Origin of the sequence: Deinococcus detaillensis, assembly GCF_007280555.1 — a bacterium.
Lineage (GTDB): Bacteria > Deinococcota > Deinococci > Deinococcales > Deinococcaceae > Deinococcus > Deinococcus detaillensis.
The window spans coordinates 159,347-175,434 of sequence record NZ_VKDB01000005.1 but is presented as its reverse complement, the minus strand read 5'-3'; the positions used below and the strand labels follow the sequence as shown (position 1 = coordinate 175,434).

At 62.7% G+C, this 16,088-nt stretch carries 18 protein-coding genes; 11 read left to right on the top strand and 7 right to left on the bottom strand.

What is annotated here, in order from left to right:
- Positions 1 to 40: 40 nt before the first annotated feature.
- Both FNU79_RS07520 and FNU79_RS07515 read right to left on the bottom strand, forming a co-directional pair.
- Positions 41 to 1,774, bottom strand: a complete 1,734-nt coding sequence (locus tag FNU79_RS07520; protein WP_143720246.1) for a bifunctional metallophosphatase/5'-nucleotidase — start codon at positions 1,772 to 1,774, stop codon at positions 41 to 43.
- Between the two features lie 107 nt (positions 1,775 to 1,881).
- Positions 1,882 to 3,072 carry an MFS transporter gene (locus FNU79_RS07515; protein WP_225429940.1) on the bottom strand — a complete coding sequence of 397 codons (1,191 nt, stop codon included), beginning with the start codon at positions 3,070 to 3,072 and terminating at the stop codon, positions 1,882 to 1,884.
- A 117-nt stretch (positions 3,073 to 3,189) separates the two neighbouring features.
- Between FNU79_RS07515 and msrA the strand changes: the two genes are divergently transcribed.
- The 7 genes from msrA to FNU79_RS07485 all read left to right on the top strand — a co-directional run bounded on the left by msrA (position 3,190) and on the right by FNU79_RS07485 (position 8,435).
- Complete coding sequence (gene msrA / locus FNU79_RS07510) at positions 3,190 to 3,759, top strand: peptide-methionine (S)-S-oxide reductase MsrA (protein WP_143720245.1); 570 nt, start codon at positions 3,190 to 3,192, stop codon at positions 3,757 to 3,759.
- Between the two features lie 167 nt (positions 3,760 to 3,926).
- The gene (locus tag FNU79_RS07505) at positions 3,927 to 4,703 is read left to right on the top strand and encodes a hypothetical protein (protein WP_185974640.1); all 777 of its coding nucleotides are present in this window, start codon (positions 3,927 to 3,929) and stop codon (positions 4,701 to 4,703) included.
- Complete coding sequence (locus FNU79_RS19075) at positions 4,700 to 4,870, top strand: hypothetical protein (RefSeq protein WP_185974639.1); 171 nt, start codon at positions 4,700 to 4,702, stop codon at positions 4,868 to 4,870. The genes FNU79_RS07505 and FNU79_RS19075 overlap by 4 nt, the downstream gene beginning before the upstream one ends.
- Complete coding sequence (locus tag FNU79_RS07500) at positions 4,867 to 5,754, top strand: TAXI family TRAP transporter solute-binding subunit (RefSeq protein ID WP_143720244.1); 888 nt, start codon at positions 4,867 to 4,869, stop codon at positions 5,752 to 5,754. The genes FNU79_RS19075 and FNU79_RS07500 overlap by 4 nt, the downstream gene beginning before the upstream one ends.
- 10 nt (positions 5,755 to 5,764) lie before the next feature.
- Positions 5,765 to 6,592, top strand: coding sequence for a hypothetical protein (locus FNU79_RS07495; protein WP_143720243.1), 828 nt, complete (start codon positions 5,765 to 5,767; stop codon positions 6,590 to 6,592).
- Between the two features lie 105 nt (positions 6,593 to 6,697).
- Complete coding sequence (locus tag FNU79_RS07490; RefSeq protein WP_143720242.1) at positions 6,698 to 7,681, top strand: 4Fe-4S binding protein; 984 nt, start codon at positions 6,698 to 6,700, stop codon at positions 7,679 to 7,681.
- Position 7,682: 1 nt separating this feature from the next.
- Positions 7,683 to 8,435, top strand: coding sequence for a metallophosphoesterase (locus FNU79_RS07485; RefSeq protein WP_225429939.1), 753 nt, complete (start codon positions 7,683 to 7,685; stop codon positions 8,433 to 8,435).
- Positions 8,436 to 8,438: 3 nt separating this feature from the next.
- Here the strand turns inward: FNU79_RS07485 and FNU79_RS07480 are convergent, their stop codons facing one another.
- Positions 8,439 to 9,053 (bottom strand): molybdenum cofactor guanylyltransferase, encoded by a 615-nt coding sequence (locus tag FNU79_RS07480; RefSeq protein ID WP_143720241.1) that lies wholly within the window; start codon positions 9,051 to 9,053, stop codon positions 8,439 to 8,441.
- A gap of 67 nt (positions 9,054 to 9,120) precedes the next feature.
- Between FNU79_RS07480 and FNU79_RS07475 the strand changes: the two genes are divergently transcribed.
- The 4 genes from FNU79_RS07475 to FNU79_RS07455 all read left to right on the top strand — a co-directional run bounded on the left by FNU79_RS07475 (position 9,121) and on the right by FNU79_RS07455 (position 12,746).
- Complete coding sequence (locus FNU79_RS07475; protein WP_143720240.1) at positions 9,121 to 10,338, top strand: saccharopine dehydrogenase family protein; 1,218 nt, start codon at positions 9,121 to 9,123, stop codon at positions 10,336 to 10,338.
- A 198-nt stretch (positions 10,339 to 10,536) separates the two neighbouring features.
- On the top strand, positions 10,537 to 11,190 hold the full coding sequence (locus FNU79_RS07470) for an aquaporin (protein ID WP_124869226.1): 654 nt from the start codon (positions 10,537 to 10,539) through the stop codon (positions 11,188 to 11,190).
- A 122-nt stretch (positions 11,191 to 11,312) separates the two neighbouring features.
- Entirely contained in the window at positions 11,313 to 12,260 is a 948-nt protein-coding gene (locus FNU79_RS19390; protein ID WP_225429938.1) for a DinB family protein, read from the top strand.
- On the top strand, positions 12,261 to 12,746 hold the full coding sequence (locus FNU79_RS07455) for a DUF6141 family protein (RefSeq protein WP_143720239.1): 486 nt from the start codon (positions 12,261 to 12,263) through the stop codon (positions 12,744 to 12,746).
- Between the two features lie 6 nt (positions 12,747 to 12,752).
- On the opposite strand, the gene FNU79_RS07450 is transcribed toward FNU79_RS07455, so the two are convergent.
- The 4 genes from FNU79_RS07450 to FNU79_RS07435 form a co-directional block, all read right to left on the bottom strand.
- Positions 12,753 to 13,781, bottom strand: a complete 1,029-nt coding sequence (locus FNU79_RS07450; protein ID WP_318636135.1) for a metallophosphoesterase family protein — start codon at positions 13,779 to 13,781, stop codon at positions 12,753 to 12,755.
- Entirely contained in the window at positions 13,753 to 14,925 is a 1,173-nt protein-coding gene (gene queG, locus FNU79_RS07445; protein WP_143720238.1) for a tRNA epoxyqueuosine(34) reductase QueG, read from the bottom strand. The genes FNU79_RS07450 and queG overlap by 29 nt, the downstream gene beginning before the upstream one ends.
- A gap of 63 nt (positions 14,926 to 14,988) precedes the next feature.
- Positions 14,989 to 15,456, bottom strand: coding sequence for a hypothetical protein (locus tag FNU79_RS07440; protein WP_143720237.1), 468 nt, complete (start codon positions 15,454 to 15,456; stop codon positions 14,989 to 14,991).
- 4 nt (positions 15,457 to 15,460) lie between these two features.
- Positions 15,461 to 16,087, bottom strand: coding sequence for a GNAT family N-acetyltransferase (locus FNU79_RS07435; protein WP_143720236.1), 627 nt, complete (start codon positions 16,085 to 16,087; stop codon positions 15,461 to 15,463).
- Between the last annotated feature and the right edge of the window lies 1 nt (position 16,088).

Genomic DNA, 16,088 nt, shown 5'->3' with positions numbered 1-16,088 from the left:
CGAGTGTTCCGGCTGAAAAGAAGTCGGGTGGGCTTTAGCCTTACAGCTTGGTGATCCGGCCCTTGACTTTGCCGTCCAGCGTGCTGCCTTTGGCTTTCAGGTAAACGTTGAGGGCGTCCACGTCTACGAGGTTGGGCAGCTCGACTTTGTTGGTGCCACTCTTGAAGACGCTGAAGAAGTCGCCGCCGGTTGCCAGGAAGCTGTTGATCGCCACGCGGTACTTGGCGGCGGGGTCAATCGGCTTGCCGCCAAACATGATGTCGGCGATGTTGATTTTGCTGCCTGCCGGAGCGCTGTCGGTGTACTTGTAGCTAAAGCCCTCGCTGACTTGCAACAACTTGACGGCGGTGGCGTTTTCGTTCATCCACTGCTGCTCCAGCACGTCTTTGATCTGCTGGCCGGTCATATCGATGACCACCAAGGTATTGCCGAACGGCTGCACGGCGTACACGTCACCGAAGTTGATGGCGTTTCCGGCCTTGATCTGGCCGGTGTCGGGCAAGTCTTGGCGGATGCCGCCGGGGTTCATCAGCGAAATCTGGGTGCCCTGTGCCAAGGTGGCAAACACCTGCGCGTCGGCGATCACGTCGCCCAAGGCCGACTCGGTGTTGCGGGCGTTGCTGATACCGCGCTGAATTTGTGGCACGCCCAAGTTGGCGACGGGCACAGCTTTGACCGCGTCGGTTTTGGCTTTGGCTTTGTCCACCAGCGCCAGCATGTCGGCATTGAGGGTCTTGTTGGTTTCGCGGGCGGTGTAGTCGACCACCAAGTTGGCCGCCGAAACGCTGAGCGGCTTGTGGTTGGCCTTGTCGACCGTCAGGTTGAGGGTTTGCAGCAGGTGGCCGTAGAAATCACCCTGAATCACGATGCGGTCTTTGCCGGTGGGGTCGGGCACGAGGCAGTTGTAGCCTTGGTGACTGTGGCCGCTGATGATGGCGCTGACCGCCGGATCGACTTTTTTGGCAATCGCGACAATCGGACTGCTGGCATTGAGGGTTTTGCAGCCGACAGTGGCGTAGGTGTCCTTGCTGCCCTGAGCAATTTCGCCGCCTTCGTGAATCAGCATGATGATGGCGTCCACGTTTTTGGCTTTGATTTCAGGAATGTACTTGTTAATTGAGGCGGCTTCGTCGAGGAAGTTGAGATCCTTGATGCCGTCGGGCGAAACCAGACCCGTCACCGATTTGGTCACGGCCCCAATGAAGGCGATCTTCGCGCCGCCGATGTCCTGAATGATGTAAGGCGCAAAGGGTGTGCCAGTTTTGCCGCTGCTGGCGTTGTACTCCACGTTCGCGCCGATCCATTTGAACTTCGCTCCGTCAAACGTGGGATCAAATTTACAGGCTTTGGCCGCGTCGTTGCTGTCGCAGCCGCCGTTTTGCATCCGGAACAATTCTTTGAGGCCCTGATCGAACTCGTGGTTGCCCAGCGCACTGATCTGCATTCCGATTTTGTTCATGGCCACCACGCTGGGTTCGTCGCGCAGCAGGCTGCTGGTGGCCGGGCTGGCACCGATCAGGTCGCCGCCGCCCACCAAGATGGTGTTGGGGTTTTTGAGCTTGGCGTCGTTGACTTCTGAGGCAAGCGCCGCCACACCGCCTGCCTTGATGGCCGCCGTATCGCCCACTTTGGTGAACGAGGTGGGTTCGAGGTTGCCGTGAAAGTCGTTGAGGCCCAAAATAGTGATGCTGACCGGATCAGGTTTTTTGGTGGTCAGCGTGCAGGCCGAGAGCAGCAGGGCTGAAGTCAGCAGAGCCAGAGTAGGTTTAATCATCACCACATCATAAAACATAAATGTTGTCAGGGTTTCATCTGGTCATCATTTCTGCTTAGGATTGGAAACAGAACCGAGCAGCAGTGCGTGAGCCTGAAGATGGATAACTAAAGCTTGTTGGGCGCAGCTTGAAGCGGTTTTTCTAGCGCCCACACCGCCAAAATGGCCAGCCCAAAGAGGACGCCCAGCACCGACACCCCCGCCCAGCCGTAACGCACGTAAGCCACACTGGAGAGCGCCGACCCCAGCACCCCGCCCGCGAAGTAACTGCTCAAATAAACGGTGGTCAGGCGGCTTCTGGCCTCAGGGCGCAGGCGGTAGATCTCGGACTGGTTGGTGATATGAAGCGCCTGCACGCCCAAGTCCATCAGCAGCGCTCCTGCGATCAGCGCGGCCAGCGAGGTCTGGCCCCACCAGATCAGCCCGAACGAGGCGGCAATCAAAGCGGCCATCACGCCCGAAATCCAGTGGCTGCGCCCCGCGTCGGCCTGACGGCCTGCCCACGAAGCGGCCAGCGCTCCCACCGCGCCCACCAAACCGAACAGGCCCACCAAAGCTTCGTTGTAAAAGTACGGCGGCCCGGCCAGCAAAAAGGAGAGGCTTGTCCAGAACACGCTGAAGGCGGCGAAGGCCAGCAGGCCGTAAAGCGAACGGCGGCGCAGCATGGGTTCGCTGATGACCAGCTCAAGCACCGAGGCCAGCAGCGTGCGGTAAGGCAGGCGGTTGGCTGGAGCGAGACTGGGCAGGCCGCGCCGCAGCAGCGCCCAGAGCAGCGCCAGTGCGGCCGCCGCCACCACGAACACCAGCCGCCAGCCCAGCAGCGAGGCCAGCACCCCCGAGACGGTGCGGGCCAGCAAAATGCCCAGCAGCAAGCCGCTCATGACCGTGCCCACCACCTTGCCCCGGTTGGCGTCGTCCGCGAGGCTGGCCGCGAACGGCACCAAAACCTGCGCTCCCACGGTGGTCAGGCCCAGCAGCACCGAGGCCAGCGCAAACAGCCAGAACGCTGGGGCTGCCGCCACCGCCAGCAGGACCACGACGCTGAGCGCCACCAAACCGAGCGTCAGCTTGCGGCGGTCCACCACGTCGCCCAGCGGCACCACCAACACCATCCCCATGACGTAGCCGAGCTGAATCCAGGTGACCAGGCGGGCGGCGCTGCCCACATCCACCTTAAAGTCGGCGGCGATCTGCGGCAACAGCGGCTGGGCGTAGTACAAATTGGCCACGATCAGGCCCACCGAAACGGAGAATAAGGTGATGGTGGCACGGGTCAGGCGGGGAGCAGGAGCAGTCACGTCCGCCAGCCTAGCGCCGTTGGGGGCCGCTTGAGGGAAAACCTGGAGCAGGGTTAAGCCCAGCCAAACGTGCCGACTCGCGCCATCTGAGATGCTCCCACGCGGCAAACTGAGAGCATGACCGATTCGACCCTGAACCCAGATTCGTCTGCAAGCCTGCAAACCGCCATTCTCGCCAGCGGCTGCTTTTGGTGCACCGAGGCGGTGTTCGACAACGTCAAGGGCATGGCGAAAGTCGAGAGCGGCTACATCGGCGGCTCCGTTGCCAACCCCAGCTACAACCAGGTCTGCTCCGGCAGAACTGGTCACGCCGAGGCCGTGCGCCTGACCTTTGATCCCAGCGTCATCCCCTACCGCGACGTGCTGGGCATCTTCTTCGCCACCCACGACCCCACCCAGCTCAACCGCCAGGGCCACGATGTCGGTACCCAGTACCGCTCCGCCGTGTTTTACCAGACCGACGCCGAAAAGGCTGAAGTTCAGGCGTTTATCGATGATCTGAGCGCCCAGCACGTCTACGATCAGCCGATTGTGACTACCCTAGAGCCGGCTTCCCAGTTCTACGTGGCCGAGGACTACCACCAGAGCTACTTTGCCAACAACCCCACCCAGCCGTACTGCATGGCAGTCATCACGCCCAAAGTTATCAAGATGCGCAAGAGCTACTCGCATTATCTGAACGTCTGAGTTTCAAGTGGCTTGAGCGCTCTCTCTGCTGGAGGGGGCGTTTTTTGGGTTTCCGGTTACCGGGGTCAGCCGCTCGCGGTTCGGAACGCCGGGCCGTCCAAACGCGTATTCTGGGATGAAACTTTGTGGGCTATCCCTTACAAGGCCTACCCTCTGGAGGCAGACCCATGATCGAAAAACCCGGCACCCAAACCATACAGACCGTCAGATCAGGCCCGAATATCGTCGTCACCACCGTCATCGGCGTGCTGGTGCTGGCGGCCATCGCGGGCGCGGCCGTCGCCTTGTTCAACGTGGCGCTGACCACCGTCACCATCGCGGCCTTTGTCATCGCCATCGTGGCCTTTGTGGTGCTGTGGCCGGCCATCATGCTGGGCCTGCGGGCTGGGCGCAGCAAGGTCGAGGAGACGGTGGCCCGCGCCCTGCCCATCGAAACGTTGATTGCCAAACGCGGCGACATGGAAAAATTGATTACCCAAAAAGGCCAGCAACTCGCCAACGCACGCGGATACTTAAATGATTTCAAGCGGGTCATCGACGAGAGCCGGGGCCAGTTGCCCGAAGCCGACATCAGCAATTGGCAGCAGGAGCTGGAAGCCAGCAACGCCGCCTTCTCGCAGGCCCAGACGTATTACGCGACCATGCAAGACGACCTGCGCGAGTTCGATCTGGTCATCAAAAAGGCCCGGATCGACATGCGACTGGCTGAAGCGCGGGGCAATCTGGCTGGAGCGCTGCAAATGGCCCGCCTCAGCCCCACCGAGCAGCACACCACCGAGGCGGCCCTTTCTGAAATTTCGCGCCGCTCTGGGCGCACCGCCGAACTGCTCGACGCCGCGCTGACCACCCAGGCCGCCAACCAACAGCGCCGAATCGGCGGCACAGCGCTGCCGGATCTGTCGGCCAACTTGGAGGGCGTCAACGTTGGGAACGAGAGAAAATGAAGCGCCCCGGCTTACTGATCGGCGTGCTGCTGGTGGTCTTGCTGCTGTGCGCGGGTCTGGTCTACCTCGACCAGACCGGAGCGCTCGGCAAGCTCGGTTCCGGTTCTTCCAGCCCCTCCAACTCTTCAAGTCCGGCGACCAACGATCCGTATAAGGGGCTGAAATGAAACGTTTCGCGCTTGCGTGCGCCCTGCTCACTGGAGCAGCTTTTGCCCAAACCCCATCGGCCCAACCTCTCACCGTGCTGAATGTCGCCACCGGCAGCAAGGGCGGGACTTACGCCACCATGTATAAAAATCTGGGCGATGTGTGCACCTCTGCGTCGTGGCTGCGCGAGCGGCAGACTTCCGGCAGCGTGGAGAGCGTGGATCTGCTGCTGAGCAACCAAGTTTCGCTGGCCTTCGTGCAACTCGACGTGCTCAAGGCCCGCGACCAGATCGACGGCGACGCGCGTGCCAAAGGCATTCGCACCCTCTTAGCGCTGCATCAAGAAGAACTTCACTTGATTGCCAAAAAGCCCACCAAGAATTTTTTTGGGCGCTTGAGCGGCGTCACCAGTTACAGCCAGCTTGCCGGAAAAAAGCTGGGCGCTTGGGGCGGCAGCGTGGTCACCGCCAATGTGCTGCGGGCCAAAGCGGGGGTGAGTTTCCAGGTGGTAAGTTTTCCCACCCGTGAAGCGGCGCTCTCGGCCCTCTCGGCGGGCACGGTGGACGCGGTGCTGGCGGCGGTGGGCCAGCCTGCCGACTGGGTCAAAGCGCTCGACGCCCAGCAGTACAGCTTGTTGCCGCTCGATATCGACCCCAGCAAAATCAAGGACTTTTACCAGAAGGCCAAGCTGATTTACCCGCAGTTTGGAGCCAGTGTCGATACATACAGTGTGCAGAGCCTGCTGGTGACCCGCGATTTCAAAACGCCAGAAAAGCGGGCGCAGCTGCTCAAATATCAGGCCTGCGCCAGAAATAAATTGACTCGCCTCCAAGAAGATGAGGGGATGCATCCCAAGTGGAACGATGTGACCTTCAAGTCTGCGGGCTGGCCGGACTACAAATGAGGCCCGGCCCATGAGGGTGGGCGCTCCGCTGGCGCTGCTGACGCTGGCTGCGCTGAGTTCTCAGGCGGCTTCAGTGGGAGCAGGGGCAGGCGCGGGCAGCCAGAAGATTACGCCCAAGGTGGCCCGCGAGTTGCTGGCCTCCGTCTGCCAGAGCGGGGCCGGAACGGGAGAATGCACGCCCTGCCCTGCGTTCACGGGCGATCAGGGCGACACCTTCAGCCCGGCGACGGTGATCTACGGCCATTTCACCGACCCCCGCGCTACCGACGCCTTGATGGATATGGGCGGCTGCGAACCCCATGTCAACAATTTTGGGGGCAGCCTGCTGCTGCGCTGGCAGAGCCTGACGAGTTGGAAACTGCTGCGCTACGTTCAGGGGATTCGCACAGATCAGTGCCTGAAGGCTGCTGCCGCAGGTGGGCGCGACCTGCTGCTGTGTCAGGGCAGTTACAGCGGCATGGGCACCGTGGTCGAGAATCTGGTGCTGCTGGATCTGGCAAAACCGGACGTGCTGGCCCAGAATTTTTTCAGCACCTATGACACTTCTCAGGCCTGTTCACCCACCGGCAGCATTCAGCAGATTGTGAACTGGAAGTTGCTGGCGAAATCCGGCAGTGCCTCTGGTCTGGAAGTCAGGATCAAATCGGCGACCTTTACCCGCCCCCGCGACGACACCAAAGTGCACGATCCGTGTGTGGGCAAGTTGAGCGCCGCGCCCAGCCGAACTTACCTTCTGACCTACGCCTTTAACGGCGGCCGCTTTGCCTTGCTGCCCGCCGCCCGTCCAGCCCTGGCCGCCCTCAAGCACGACAATCCCGAGTTTGGCGGTGGGCAGTGAGCGGCCGGGTTGTGATCAGCAGATCAAAACCCGGCCCGGCGTCATCTTTCTGAGACTCAGCGCGGCGCATAATCCTGAGCATGGAAGGTTCATGCTAGAAGGCCCATGTTAGAGGGAATGTTCAAATTGCTCGGCGAGTACGGCAACCCCGTGCCGCGCTACACCGGCCCGCGCTGCCTGGTGGAGCGGCTGGCGGTGGGCGGCTGCGACCTTTGCCAGCAGGCCTGCCCCCACGAAGCGGTCAGCATCGATAGGGCCGTGAGCATTGATCCGGCCAAATGCACCAGTTGCGGCCTGTGCGTGCAGGCCTGCCCCACCGGAGCGCTGGAATACGACGTGAGCGCCACGCTGGGAGCCATCAAAGCGCACGGCGAGGGCGGGGCCACCCTGACCTGCTCGCAGAGCGGCGCGGGCGACCAGACGCTGCCGTGCCTTGGGCGCGTAAACCAGAGCGCGGTGGTGGCCTCGGGTGCGTGGGGCATCGAGCTGACCTTATTGCACGGCGACTGCCCGACTTGCGCGGTGGGCCGCGCCGACGTGCCCGAGCGCCTCGCGGCAGTGGTGGAGGGCGCTCAGCAGCTCCGCGCCGCTACGGGCCGCCCCGCCCGCGTCAGTATCCGCAAGGCGGCGGGCGAGCAGCTCAGCGGGCCGCAGGTTTCGCGGCGCAGTATGTTCGGAGCGCTGGCCCGCAGCGCCAGCCGGATGGCCGCGCAGGTCATTCCCGAAAGCCCGCTGCCGTTCGTGGACTGGAGCGTGCCCGAAGAGCGCCGCCCCGCCGAGTGGCTGTGGCGTCGCCGCGCCATGAAGCCCACCCCCGCGCCGGAAACGCTGGTTATCTGGGCCGCGCCGCGCATCTTGGACGGCTGTATCGACTGCCCAGTCTGCACCAATGTCTGCCCCACCGAAGCCATTGCCAGAGAAGTCCACCCCGACGGCCTGATTACCCTGCACCTCGATTTGACCTCGTGTACCGGCTGCTCGGCCTGCGCCCGTTCTTGCCCGCCGCAGGTCATCGTGATGTCGCCGGAGGTAGAGGAAGGGGCGTTCGCTGAACCGCAGCTGCTCAGGGAAGGCGGGCAAGTTTATTAGTGTGCAGGGCTTTGACGTGGTTGGAGATGTTCACGGCTGCCTGCCCGAATTGCTGGCGCTGCTCAGGCGGCTCGGTTACGGAGCAGACGAAGAGCTCAACCTCACGCCGCCGCTGGGCAGGCAACTCATCTTGGTGGGCGATTTGGTCGACCGTGGGCCAGATACCCCAGGTGTTCTCAAGCTGGTGATGAAAGCGGTGGCCGCCGGGCAAGCTTTGGCGGTGCGGGGCAACCACGATGAGCGGCTGGGCCACGCGCTTTCCGGCGGTCATGTCCGCAAGCCGACGGCCAATTTGGAAAGCAGCCTCAAGCAGCTTGTCACGGCGTCGCCCACCTTTCGCCGCCGCGCCGCCGCCTTTTTGTTGGACTCACCGCCGCGATTGACACTCGATGAGGGCCGCTTGCTGGTGGCCCACGCCGGAGACAGGGCCGACCTCGCGGGCAGTGAGCGCGGCGAATACAACGTGCACGGCCACGACTTTGAGGAGCGGGACGCTTACGGGCATCCCGTGCGCGAAGACTGGGCGGCGCTCCACACCGGCCCGCACCTGATCGTCAGCGGTCACACGCCAGTGCGCCGTCCTCAGCAGCGCGGCCAAGTCGCGGCAGGGGAGAGCTGGAACATCGATACCGGCTGCGTTTACGGTGGCTCGCTCACCGCCCTGCGTTATCCGGAGCGCCAACTTGTCAGCGTGTGTGCGGCGCGGGCCTACGTCCCCAGCCGCCTGTTTGAAGAGGTCAGCGGAGTGCGGTAGGCGCTAGATGCTGCTTTCACTCAAGTCCTCGACGCGGTTGACATTCTGATAAGCCTGCGGCGCGGCGCTCTCCAGCTCGGCCCAGCTCACCTCAATTACAGCCAACTCGTCGAGCAAAGCCAGCATTCGCCGCTCGCCTTTATCAAGCAGCGCGGTGACAGTGCTCAGGCTGGACACGTGATAGAGCGCGGCCAGCGGCTGCTTGCGCTTATCTGAGCTGTGGCCGATGACGGCCTGAGCGTTCGGTTCTCTGAAGTGGGCCAGCCGTTTCCAGAACTTCGGCGTCAGGTAAGGCAAATCCACCGCCGCGAACGCTGCCCACAGTCGCGGCTCCAGTGCGCCCGTTTTTAAGACACCCAGCCCCGCTTCCAATCCCGCCAGTGGCCCTTCGCCGGGGCGGGTATCAGGGACGTTTTGCCAGCCGCTGAGGGCATACTTGCCCGGCGGCGCGACAATCAGTTTGGGCGCGTGGTTCTCTAAGCTGGCCGCCACCCGTTCCAGCAAGGTTTGCCCACCGAGCCGGGCCAGCGCTTTATCACTCCCGAACCGGCGGGAGGCTCCTCCGGCAGTGATGATGGCAGCGGTAACGATGGCGGGGGGCGGCGCGGCGGGCAGCATCTTTCAAAGCTAGCGCGTTCTCAGCGTGGCTGCGTCATGCTCGTGGCGGCGTTATAAACTAACCGCCATGAGTAAAGTCATTATCATCGGCGCGGGCGGCGTGGGCAATGTGGTCGCCAAGAAGTGCGCTCAAAACGACAGCGTGTTCACCGAAGTCCTGATCGCCACCCGCACCGTCAGCAAGGCCGATAAAATCGTGGCCGAGATTCATCAGCACCTGCCGGACTCCAAGACCCAATTTAGTACCGCCAGTGTGGACGCCGACAACGTTCCGGCCCTGGTGGAACTGTTCAATGCATTTAAGCCTGAACTCGTCATCAATGTGGCGCTGCCCTACCAAGACCTCACCATCATGGACGCCTGCCTGGAGACCGGCGTGCATTACCTCGACACCGCCAACTATGAGCCGCTGGACGTGGCCAAGTTCGAGTACTCGTGGCAGTGGGCGTACCGCCAGCGCTTCGAGGAAGCTGGCCTGATGGCGCTGCTCGGCTGCGGTTTCGACCCTGGCGCGACCAACATTTTCACCGCCCACCACGCCAAGCACCACTTCTCCGAAATTCACTACTTAGACATTATCGACTGCAACAACGGCGATCACGGCAAAGCTTTTGCCACCAACTTCAACCCTGAAATCAATATCCGCGAAATCACCGCCAATGGCCGCTACTATGAAAATGGCGAATGGATCGAAACCAAACCGCTGGAAATCTCGCAAGACATCTACTATCCCAAAGTTGCCACCCGCAAAAGCTTTGTACTGTATCACGAAGAACTCGAGTCCCTCGTTCTCAATTTTCCCACCATTAAACGCGCCCGCTTTTGGATGACTTTCGGCGAAAATTACATCAAGCACCTGAACGTATTGGAAGGCATCGGCATGACCAGCATCGTACCGATTGACTTCAGGGGCCTGAAGGTCGCGCCGATCGAGTTCCTTAAAGCGGTTTTGCCCGTGCCCGAATCGTTGGCCGAAAACTACACCGGCCAAACTTGTATCGGCGTGCAGGCCAAAGGCGTTGGCAAAGAAGGTCAGGAAAAAGTCCATTTTGTCTACAACGTCTGCGATCACGCTGAAACCTACAAGGAAGTGCAGGCGCAGGGCGTCAGTTACACCACTGGCGTTCCGGCCATGATCGGCGCGGCGCTGATGCTTCAGGGTGTCTGGAAGAAGGTAGGCGTTCACAACGTCGAGGAATTCGACCCCGATCCGTTCATCGCTGAGATGAACAAATGGGGCCTGAAGGTAGACGAACTGGCGGGCATCGAACTGGTCAAAGCCTAGCGCTGGGGCTGGTTTAACCCGGCAACCCCTCTCGCCCGCTTCGGCTGGGCTTGAGGGGTTTCTCATCTCGCTCATTTCTGTTACTCTGAAGTGCTGAGTTTTTCACAGAAGTATTAAGCCATCTAAGTAAAATCAGTTGAGTACCATTTGAGTTCTGCCGCTCACCTTCACCCTCCGCTCCGCCGCTCAAGGAGTTCCATGACCACTCTAGACACCACCCCCAGCATGGCCCAGCGCCTCACCGCCGAAGCGGTCGGCACCTTCTTTCTCGTCACCTCGGCGCTGCTGGCTCCCGCCGGAACCACTTTTGCCGTCGTCGGCCTGACCCTCGCGGTGATGGTCATCGCGCTCGGTAAAGTCTCGGGCGCTCAGCTCAACCCCGCCGTGACCACCGGCCTGATCACCTCTGGGCAGTTTCCGGCGGCCACCGGACTGCTGTACATGCTGGCGCAAATTGTCGGCGCGGTGATCGCCATGCTGATCGGCACGGCGGTGCTGCGCGAACTCGGCACACCGGCTGGCCCGATTGCGCCCAAGGGCCTGTTCTGGCTGATGGAATTTATCGGCACCTTCCTCTTGGTCACGACCGTGACGCGTGTGGTGATTGGCAAAGCCTCGGACGCGGCGGCCAGCCTCTCTATCGGCCTGGCGCTGGTCGTCGGCATCGGCATTTCGGGTGCGAGCAGCGGCGGGGTGCTCAATCCGGCGATTGCCATTTCGCTCTCGGTGGGCGGCATCCTCAGCTTCGGCAACGTCATTTTGTACATCGTTGCTCCGCTTTTGGCGGGCGCATTGGCGGGCTTGCTGACCCGCTTTCTGGCCACGCCCTCCGAGTTGCGCGGCGAAGGCTGAGATTCATTTCGGTTGGCTGAGCGCTGGGGGAAACCTCGGCGCTTTTTTTGCTCTTCTTTCATTGACGGCACCGAAATTCTTGAACTGGGTTGACCAAACACCGAGTGTAATAGACTGAGTTCATGACCCAAACTGACTACGCTTCCCGCATGGACTGGCTGCTGGCCTTTGGCAAAACGCCGGATGAAGTGGCCGGGCGCTTGGAGCGCGAGCTGAGCACTTATCAGCAAACCGTAGCGCGGGCGCAGGCCCATTGGAACGCCGTCTTGCCTGAGCGCGACTGGTCGCCTGCCCAAGAAACCGAACACGTCATCTTGGTCAACGAGGGCAGCGCCAAAATTGCCGCGCTGCTGCTCTCCGACAAGCAGCTGCGCCCAACCGAGCAAACACCCATTGAAGTGGACGCGCAGGGCCGCCGCCAAGCGCCCAGCAACACCCTGCCCAGCGCGGGTCAGCCGTGGGAACATCTGGATGCGCGGTTCGGGCAAGCCGGTCAAATGTTGCAGACTTTGGCGTTGCGGGCCGATGACAACACCGAGCGCCGATTTTTTCACGCGGCAATGGGCGAGATCACAGCTTTAGACTGGCTGAGAATGGCCGCTTTCCACACCCGCCACCACCGCAAAAAGCTGGAAGCGGGCCTGACCCAGTTGGAGGCGCTCGGAGGCCCAGCCGTGAGCGCTCCCACTCCTGCCGAGCCGCAGGGCAAGCTCGAAAAAGGCGTGCGCGGCTTTGAACTCGATGCCCACGTCACCTTCAGCGGCCCGCACACCGCCGAGGAAGTGACGCGGCTGCTGCGCGGCTTTGGAGCGCGGGTCGAAGCCTACGGCACGCAGGACGTGCGCGTCGCACGCGTCACCGGCCAAGTGGACACCCAACTCGCCCGCGAGCAACTTCGCGCCCTCCTGGAAAGCGGAGCGGCCAGCCGCGTCGAAGTTGGCCTGCACGGTTTTATGCGCTCGTCTACTGGCCAGACCGACTGGGTGCCTTGGCGGCGCAACGTGGTGCTGGGGCGCTCAGACTGGGAACAGATCAAGTTTGAGGAAGGTCTGCGCTACGTTATAGAGTAGATGGGTCAGCCGGATTATCTGGAAGTTCAGCCGCTCAGGCGTAGTCCGGCGGTGTGGCTGAGCGTTCCCTTCGCCCTGCTGTTCTGGGTGTTGGCCTTCGCTCAACTCATCTTAGGGGTGACGGTGGGCAACCGTCCCGTCTCCAATCTGGCGATGGGGCTGCTGTGGCTCGGCGTCGGCGTGGTCTTGCCCGGCTTTTTTCTGCTGTCCTGCCTCAAAACTAGGGTGGACGTCCGGAGCGTGACGCTGAGGCTCGGGCCGTTTCCAAGCCGCACCATTCCGAGAAAGCAGATTGTGCGGGCCTACGCCCGAATCTGCGACCCTATCCGGGAATACGGCGGCTGGGGGTTCCGCGTCGCCTCCGGCAACAGGCGGGCTTATCTCACGTCAGGCACCTCGGGCGTTGAGCTTGAACTCGTGGGCGGCCAGCGGGTGTTTATCGGCTCATGCTGCCCAGAAGAACTCCTCAGCGCTCTTAACGCCTGAGCGCACTCAGAGAAAGCGCTCGGGAAACTCGGCTTGAAATTGCCGCCACGTTTCGGTGGTGCGGGGCTTGCCGCCTTCCGCTGTCCACATCCAGTATGGGGTGTATAAGCTGCGGGCCAGCCGGACTTCTTCACGGAAAATCTCGGCGCTGACTCCGCCCTCACGCAGCAGGCCGCTGCTCTCAAAGCGCCCCAGCACCCCGGAGCGGTCATACGGCACCGCCCGTAAAGTGGCTTCCCAGCGGCTCTGCTCCATACCCTGAACGCTGTCGAGCAACAAGTACTGGGCGCGGGGGTCTTCATTGAAGGGAGCGCCCACCGCTCCGGTGTTGAGCACCAGCCGCCCGCCTTCCACCGCCCGCACCATCGGCTTGTGGGTGTGCGAGCCGATCAAGACCTGAACGTCGGCTTCGTCCAGCAGTTCGGTGAGGCGCTGCTCTGGGGTGTGCTGGCTGAGGCTTTCGCGGTAGTGGGCGGCGGTGCCGTGCGCCAGTTCGATGGTGGGCAGGCCGCTCCAACTCAGGCGCTGCGTCATCGGCCAGGTCAGGAGCGGGGCGATCAGTCCGGCTTGGTCGAGTTGACCGGCGCTCCAGGCGGTGGCGGCCCAGAAAGGGTCTTCAAACCAGTCGCCCGGCAAGGTGCTGTCGCGGGTCAGCCACAGCCGCATCAAATCGTCGTGGTTGCCCAGCACAAAAGTCGGCTGCGTCGGCAAATTCAGCAGGGTTTCTACTGCCCGCACGCTGTCGGGGCCACGGTTGACCACGTCGCCGTTGACATACAGCAGATCGGCTCCCTGCGTTTGAATATCGGCCAGTACTGCCGCTAGGGCGTCGTGGTTGCCGTGAATGTCAGCGATAAAGGCGAGGCGCACGCGGCGCATTCTAGAGCCTGCGGCCCGCTGCATTGGCTCAGCGGCTTGCAATTGCGGCGGGCCGTTTGTGTACGGCGCTTGGTGGACGGTCAGCCATGAATCGGAGTCGTGCCAGAAGCGAATGGAAAAGAAACCTTCAGCGCTCAACGCTCGGGATGCTGTCATCTATTCCGCTCAGCGCCTTCAGGCCCCGCTCAGCGCCTGCCTGCACCTGCGGGTGCGGGTCGGTTCGCAGGCGTTCCAGACCGGCCCGGTCTTGCCAGCGCCACAGCGCGTAAGTCGCCGCCTCGCGCACTTCCCACGCGGGGTCGGCGGCAGCCAAGTCCAGCACCGGGCGCAGCCTCTCTTCGTCTAAGTTCCCGGCCACCGTCACGGCGTTGCGGGCCATGCCCTTGCGGCGCGGTCGGGCGTGGGCGGCGTGCTGATATCGGCGGGCAAATTCACGCTCCGAGACGCCGAAAAAGCTCAGCAGATCGGGGTGGGCCAACTCGGGGTCGGGTCTGAGGGCGCGGGCCAGCTTCCCGGCTTTGAGGCTCCAGGGACACACCGCGCAGCACACGTCGCAGCCCAGCAGCCACTCGCCGATGCCGGGGCGCAGCGCCCAGTCCACCGGGCCCCGGTGCTCGATGGTCAGGTACGACACGCACTTGTGGGCGTCGATGGCGCGGTCTGGGTCAATCGCTCCCGTCGGACAAGCCGAGATGCAGCGGGTGCAGCGTCCGCAGCGGTCGGGATGGGCGGGGCCGTCCGGCTCGTCGGGCAAGTCGGTCAGCACGGCGGCCAGCGTCACGAACGCGCCCAGCTCAGTGCTGACCAGCATTCCCGACTTGGCGTGCCATCCCAGGAAGGCCCGCCCAGCGAGGTCGCGCTCCATCAAGGGGCCGTGATCGACGTAACCGCGTGCCCGAACGCCCAGCGAGGCGGCCTCGCTCACCAAACGCGCCAGCAGCGGCTCGATCTGGGCGTGGTAATCGGGCGTGTGGGCATACTGGGCCACCCGTCCGGCCCGCAGGCCCCCTTTGGGCGGCGGCGTGTCTTCAAAGGCGTGGCTGATGCCCAGCGCCAAGACCCGCCCGACGCCCTGCGAGGCCAGCAGCGAAGTGGACAAGTCGGCCCGCCTCCAAGCGCCGGTCTCCAGGTAAGCCATGCCGGCTTGCCGCCCGCTCTCCAGCCACTCGCCGTAGCTTTGCCAGGCCCGGCGCGGCACTTGCCCCGAAGCCCAGCCCGCCACGTCAAAGCCCAGCTCCAGCGCCAAATCACGCAGGGTCTGGGCAGCGGTGGTGGTGTGGGGTGAAGGCAAGGCCAGCATCGCCTTCAAGTCTAAAGGCAGACACGGTGTTTGACGCTGCCGCCGCTCGCTCTTTTTCGTTGCCTATTTTCCTTTAATAAAATTCCGCATCAGATTGACGCAGGCGCTGGCCTCACCTTCGGTGTTGCTGCCGCTGAGGGTGTGCAGTTTACCGCCCTGCGACAAATACAGTTGAACGATCTGGTAATTCACGCCGCTCTGGGCGTAGGTGTAAGCGGCCAGCACGCTCCAGTCGCTTTGCTGCGACACCGGCTGAATGCTGATTTTAGTCATGCCCTGCTTGGCCAGCGCTCTTTGGAGTTTGTTGCCCATGCTTAGGGCGTCTTGCTGGCTGCCCATCGGCGCAAACTCCTGAGCAAAGCCTTGCTCACGCAGCACGCACGCGCCGCTTTGGTCGCGCCAAGTGTTGGCGTCCACGCTGACCCACCCAGCAGGCGGCGTGAGGGCGTAAGCCGCGCCGCCCAGCCCGCAATTCAGCGCAGCAAAGGCAACGATCGGTCTGATGACGGGCCGGACAAAGGAGGGGCGCATGACGCTAGCTTAGCGGCTGCGTCTGTAAAGCTTCTAAACGTTTGGTGAGCCGCTCACGCACGCCGGGCCACTCGCTGCTCAAAATGCTGAACATCACGCTGTCCCGGACGTAACCGTCTGGCTGCACCTGAAATTGCCGCAAGGTGCCCTCGCGCACCGCGCCGAGCTTTTCGAGCGCCTTTAAGCTGCGGGCGTTGCGCCCATCCACCTTGAACTGCACCCGGTTGGCTCCCAGCACCCCGAAGGCCCGCTCCATCAGGAGGAGTTTGGCGGCCGGATTGGCGGCGCTGCCCTGAAACGGTGGGGTCAGCATGGTGCCGATTTCCAGCCACAAATCGCTGGGCTTAGTTTCGCTGTAACTGATGCGCCCGGCGACTTGTTGGCCCTGCAGCGTGCTGAGCAGCACCGCGAAATTCACGCGGCTGGGCAGCGCGTTGAGGCGCTCGATGTACTCGGCCCAAGCGGGCGGCGTGTTGGCGGTTGGCCCGCCCCGCGACAAAAACGACACGGTGGCGTCGGTGGCGTGCTTGGCCAGATCAGGCGCGTGGGCGGCGGTGAGAGCTTCAAGGCGGACGAACCGGTTGGTGAGCGTCGGGGCCTTGAGCCAGTCTGGGGGGGCAGCAGGTTGCATA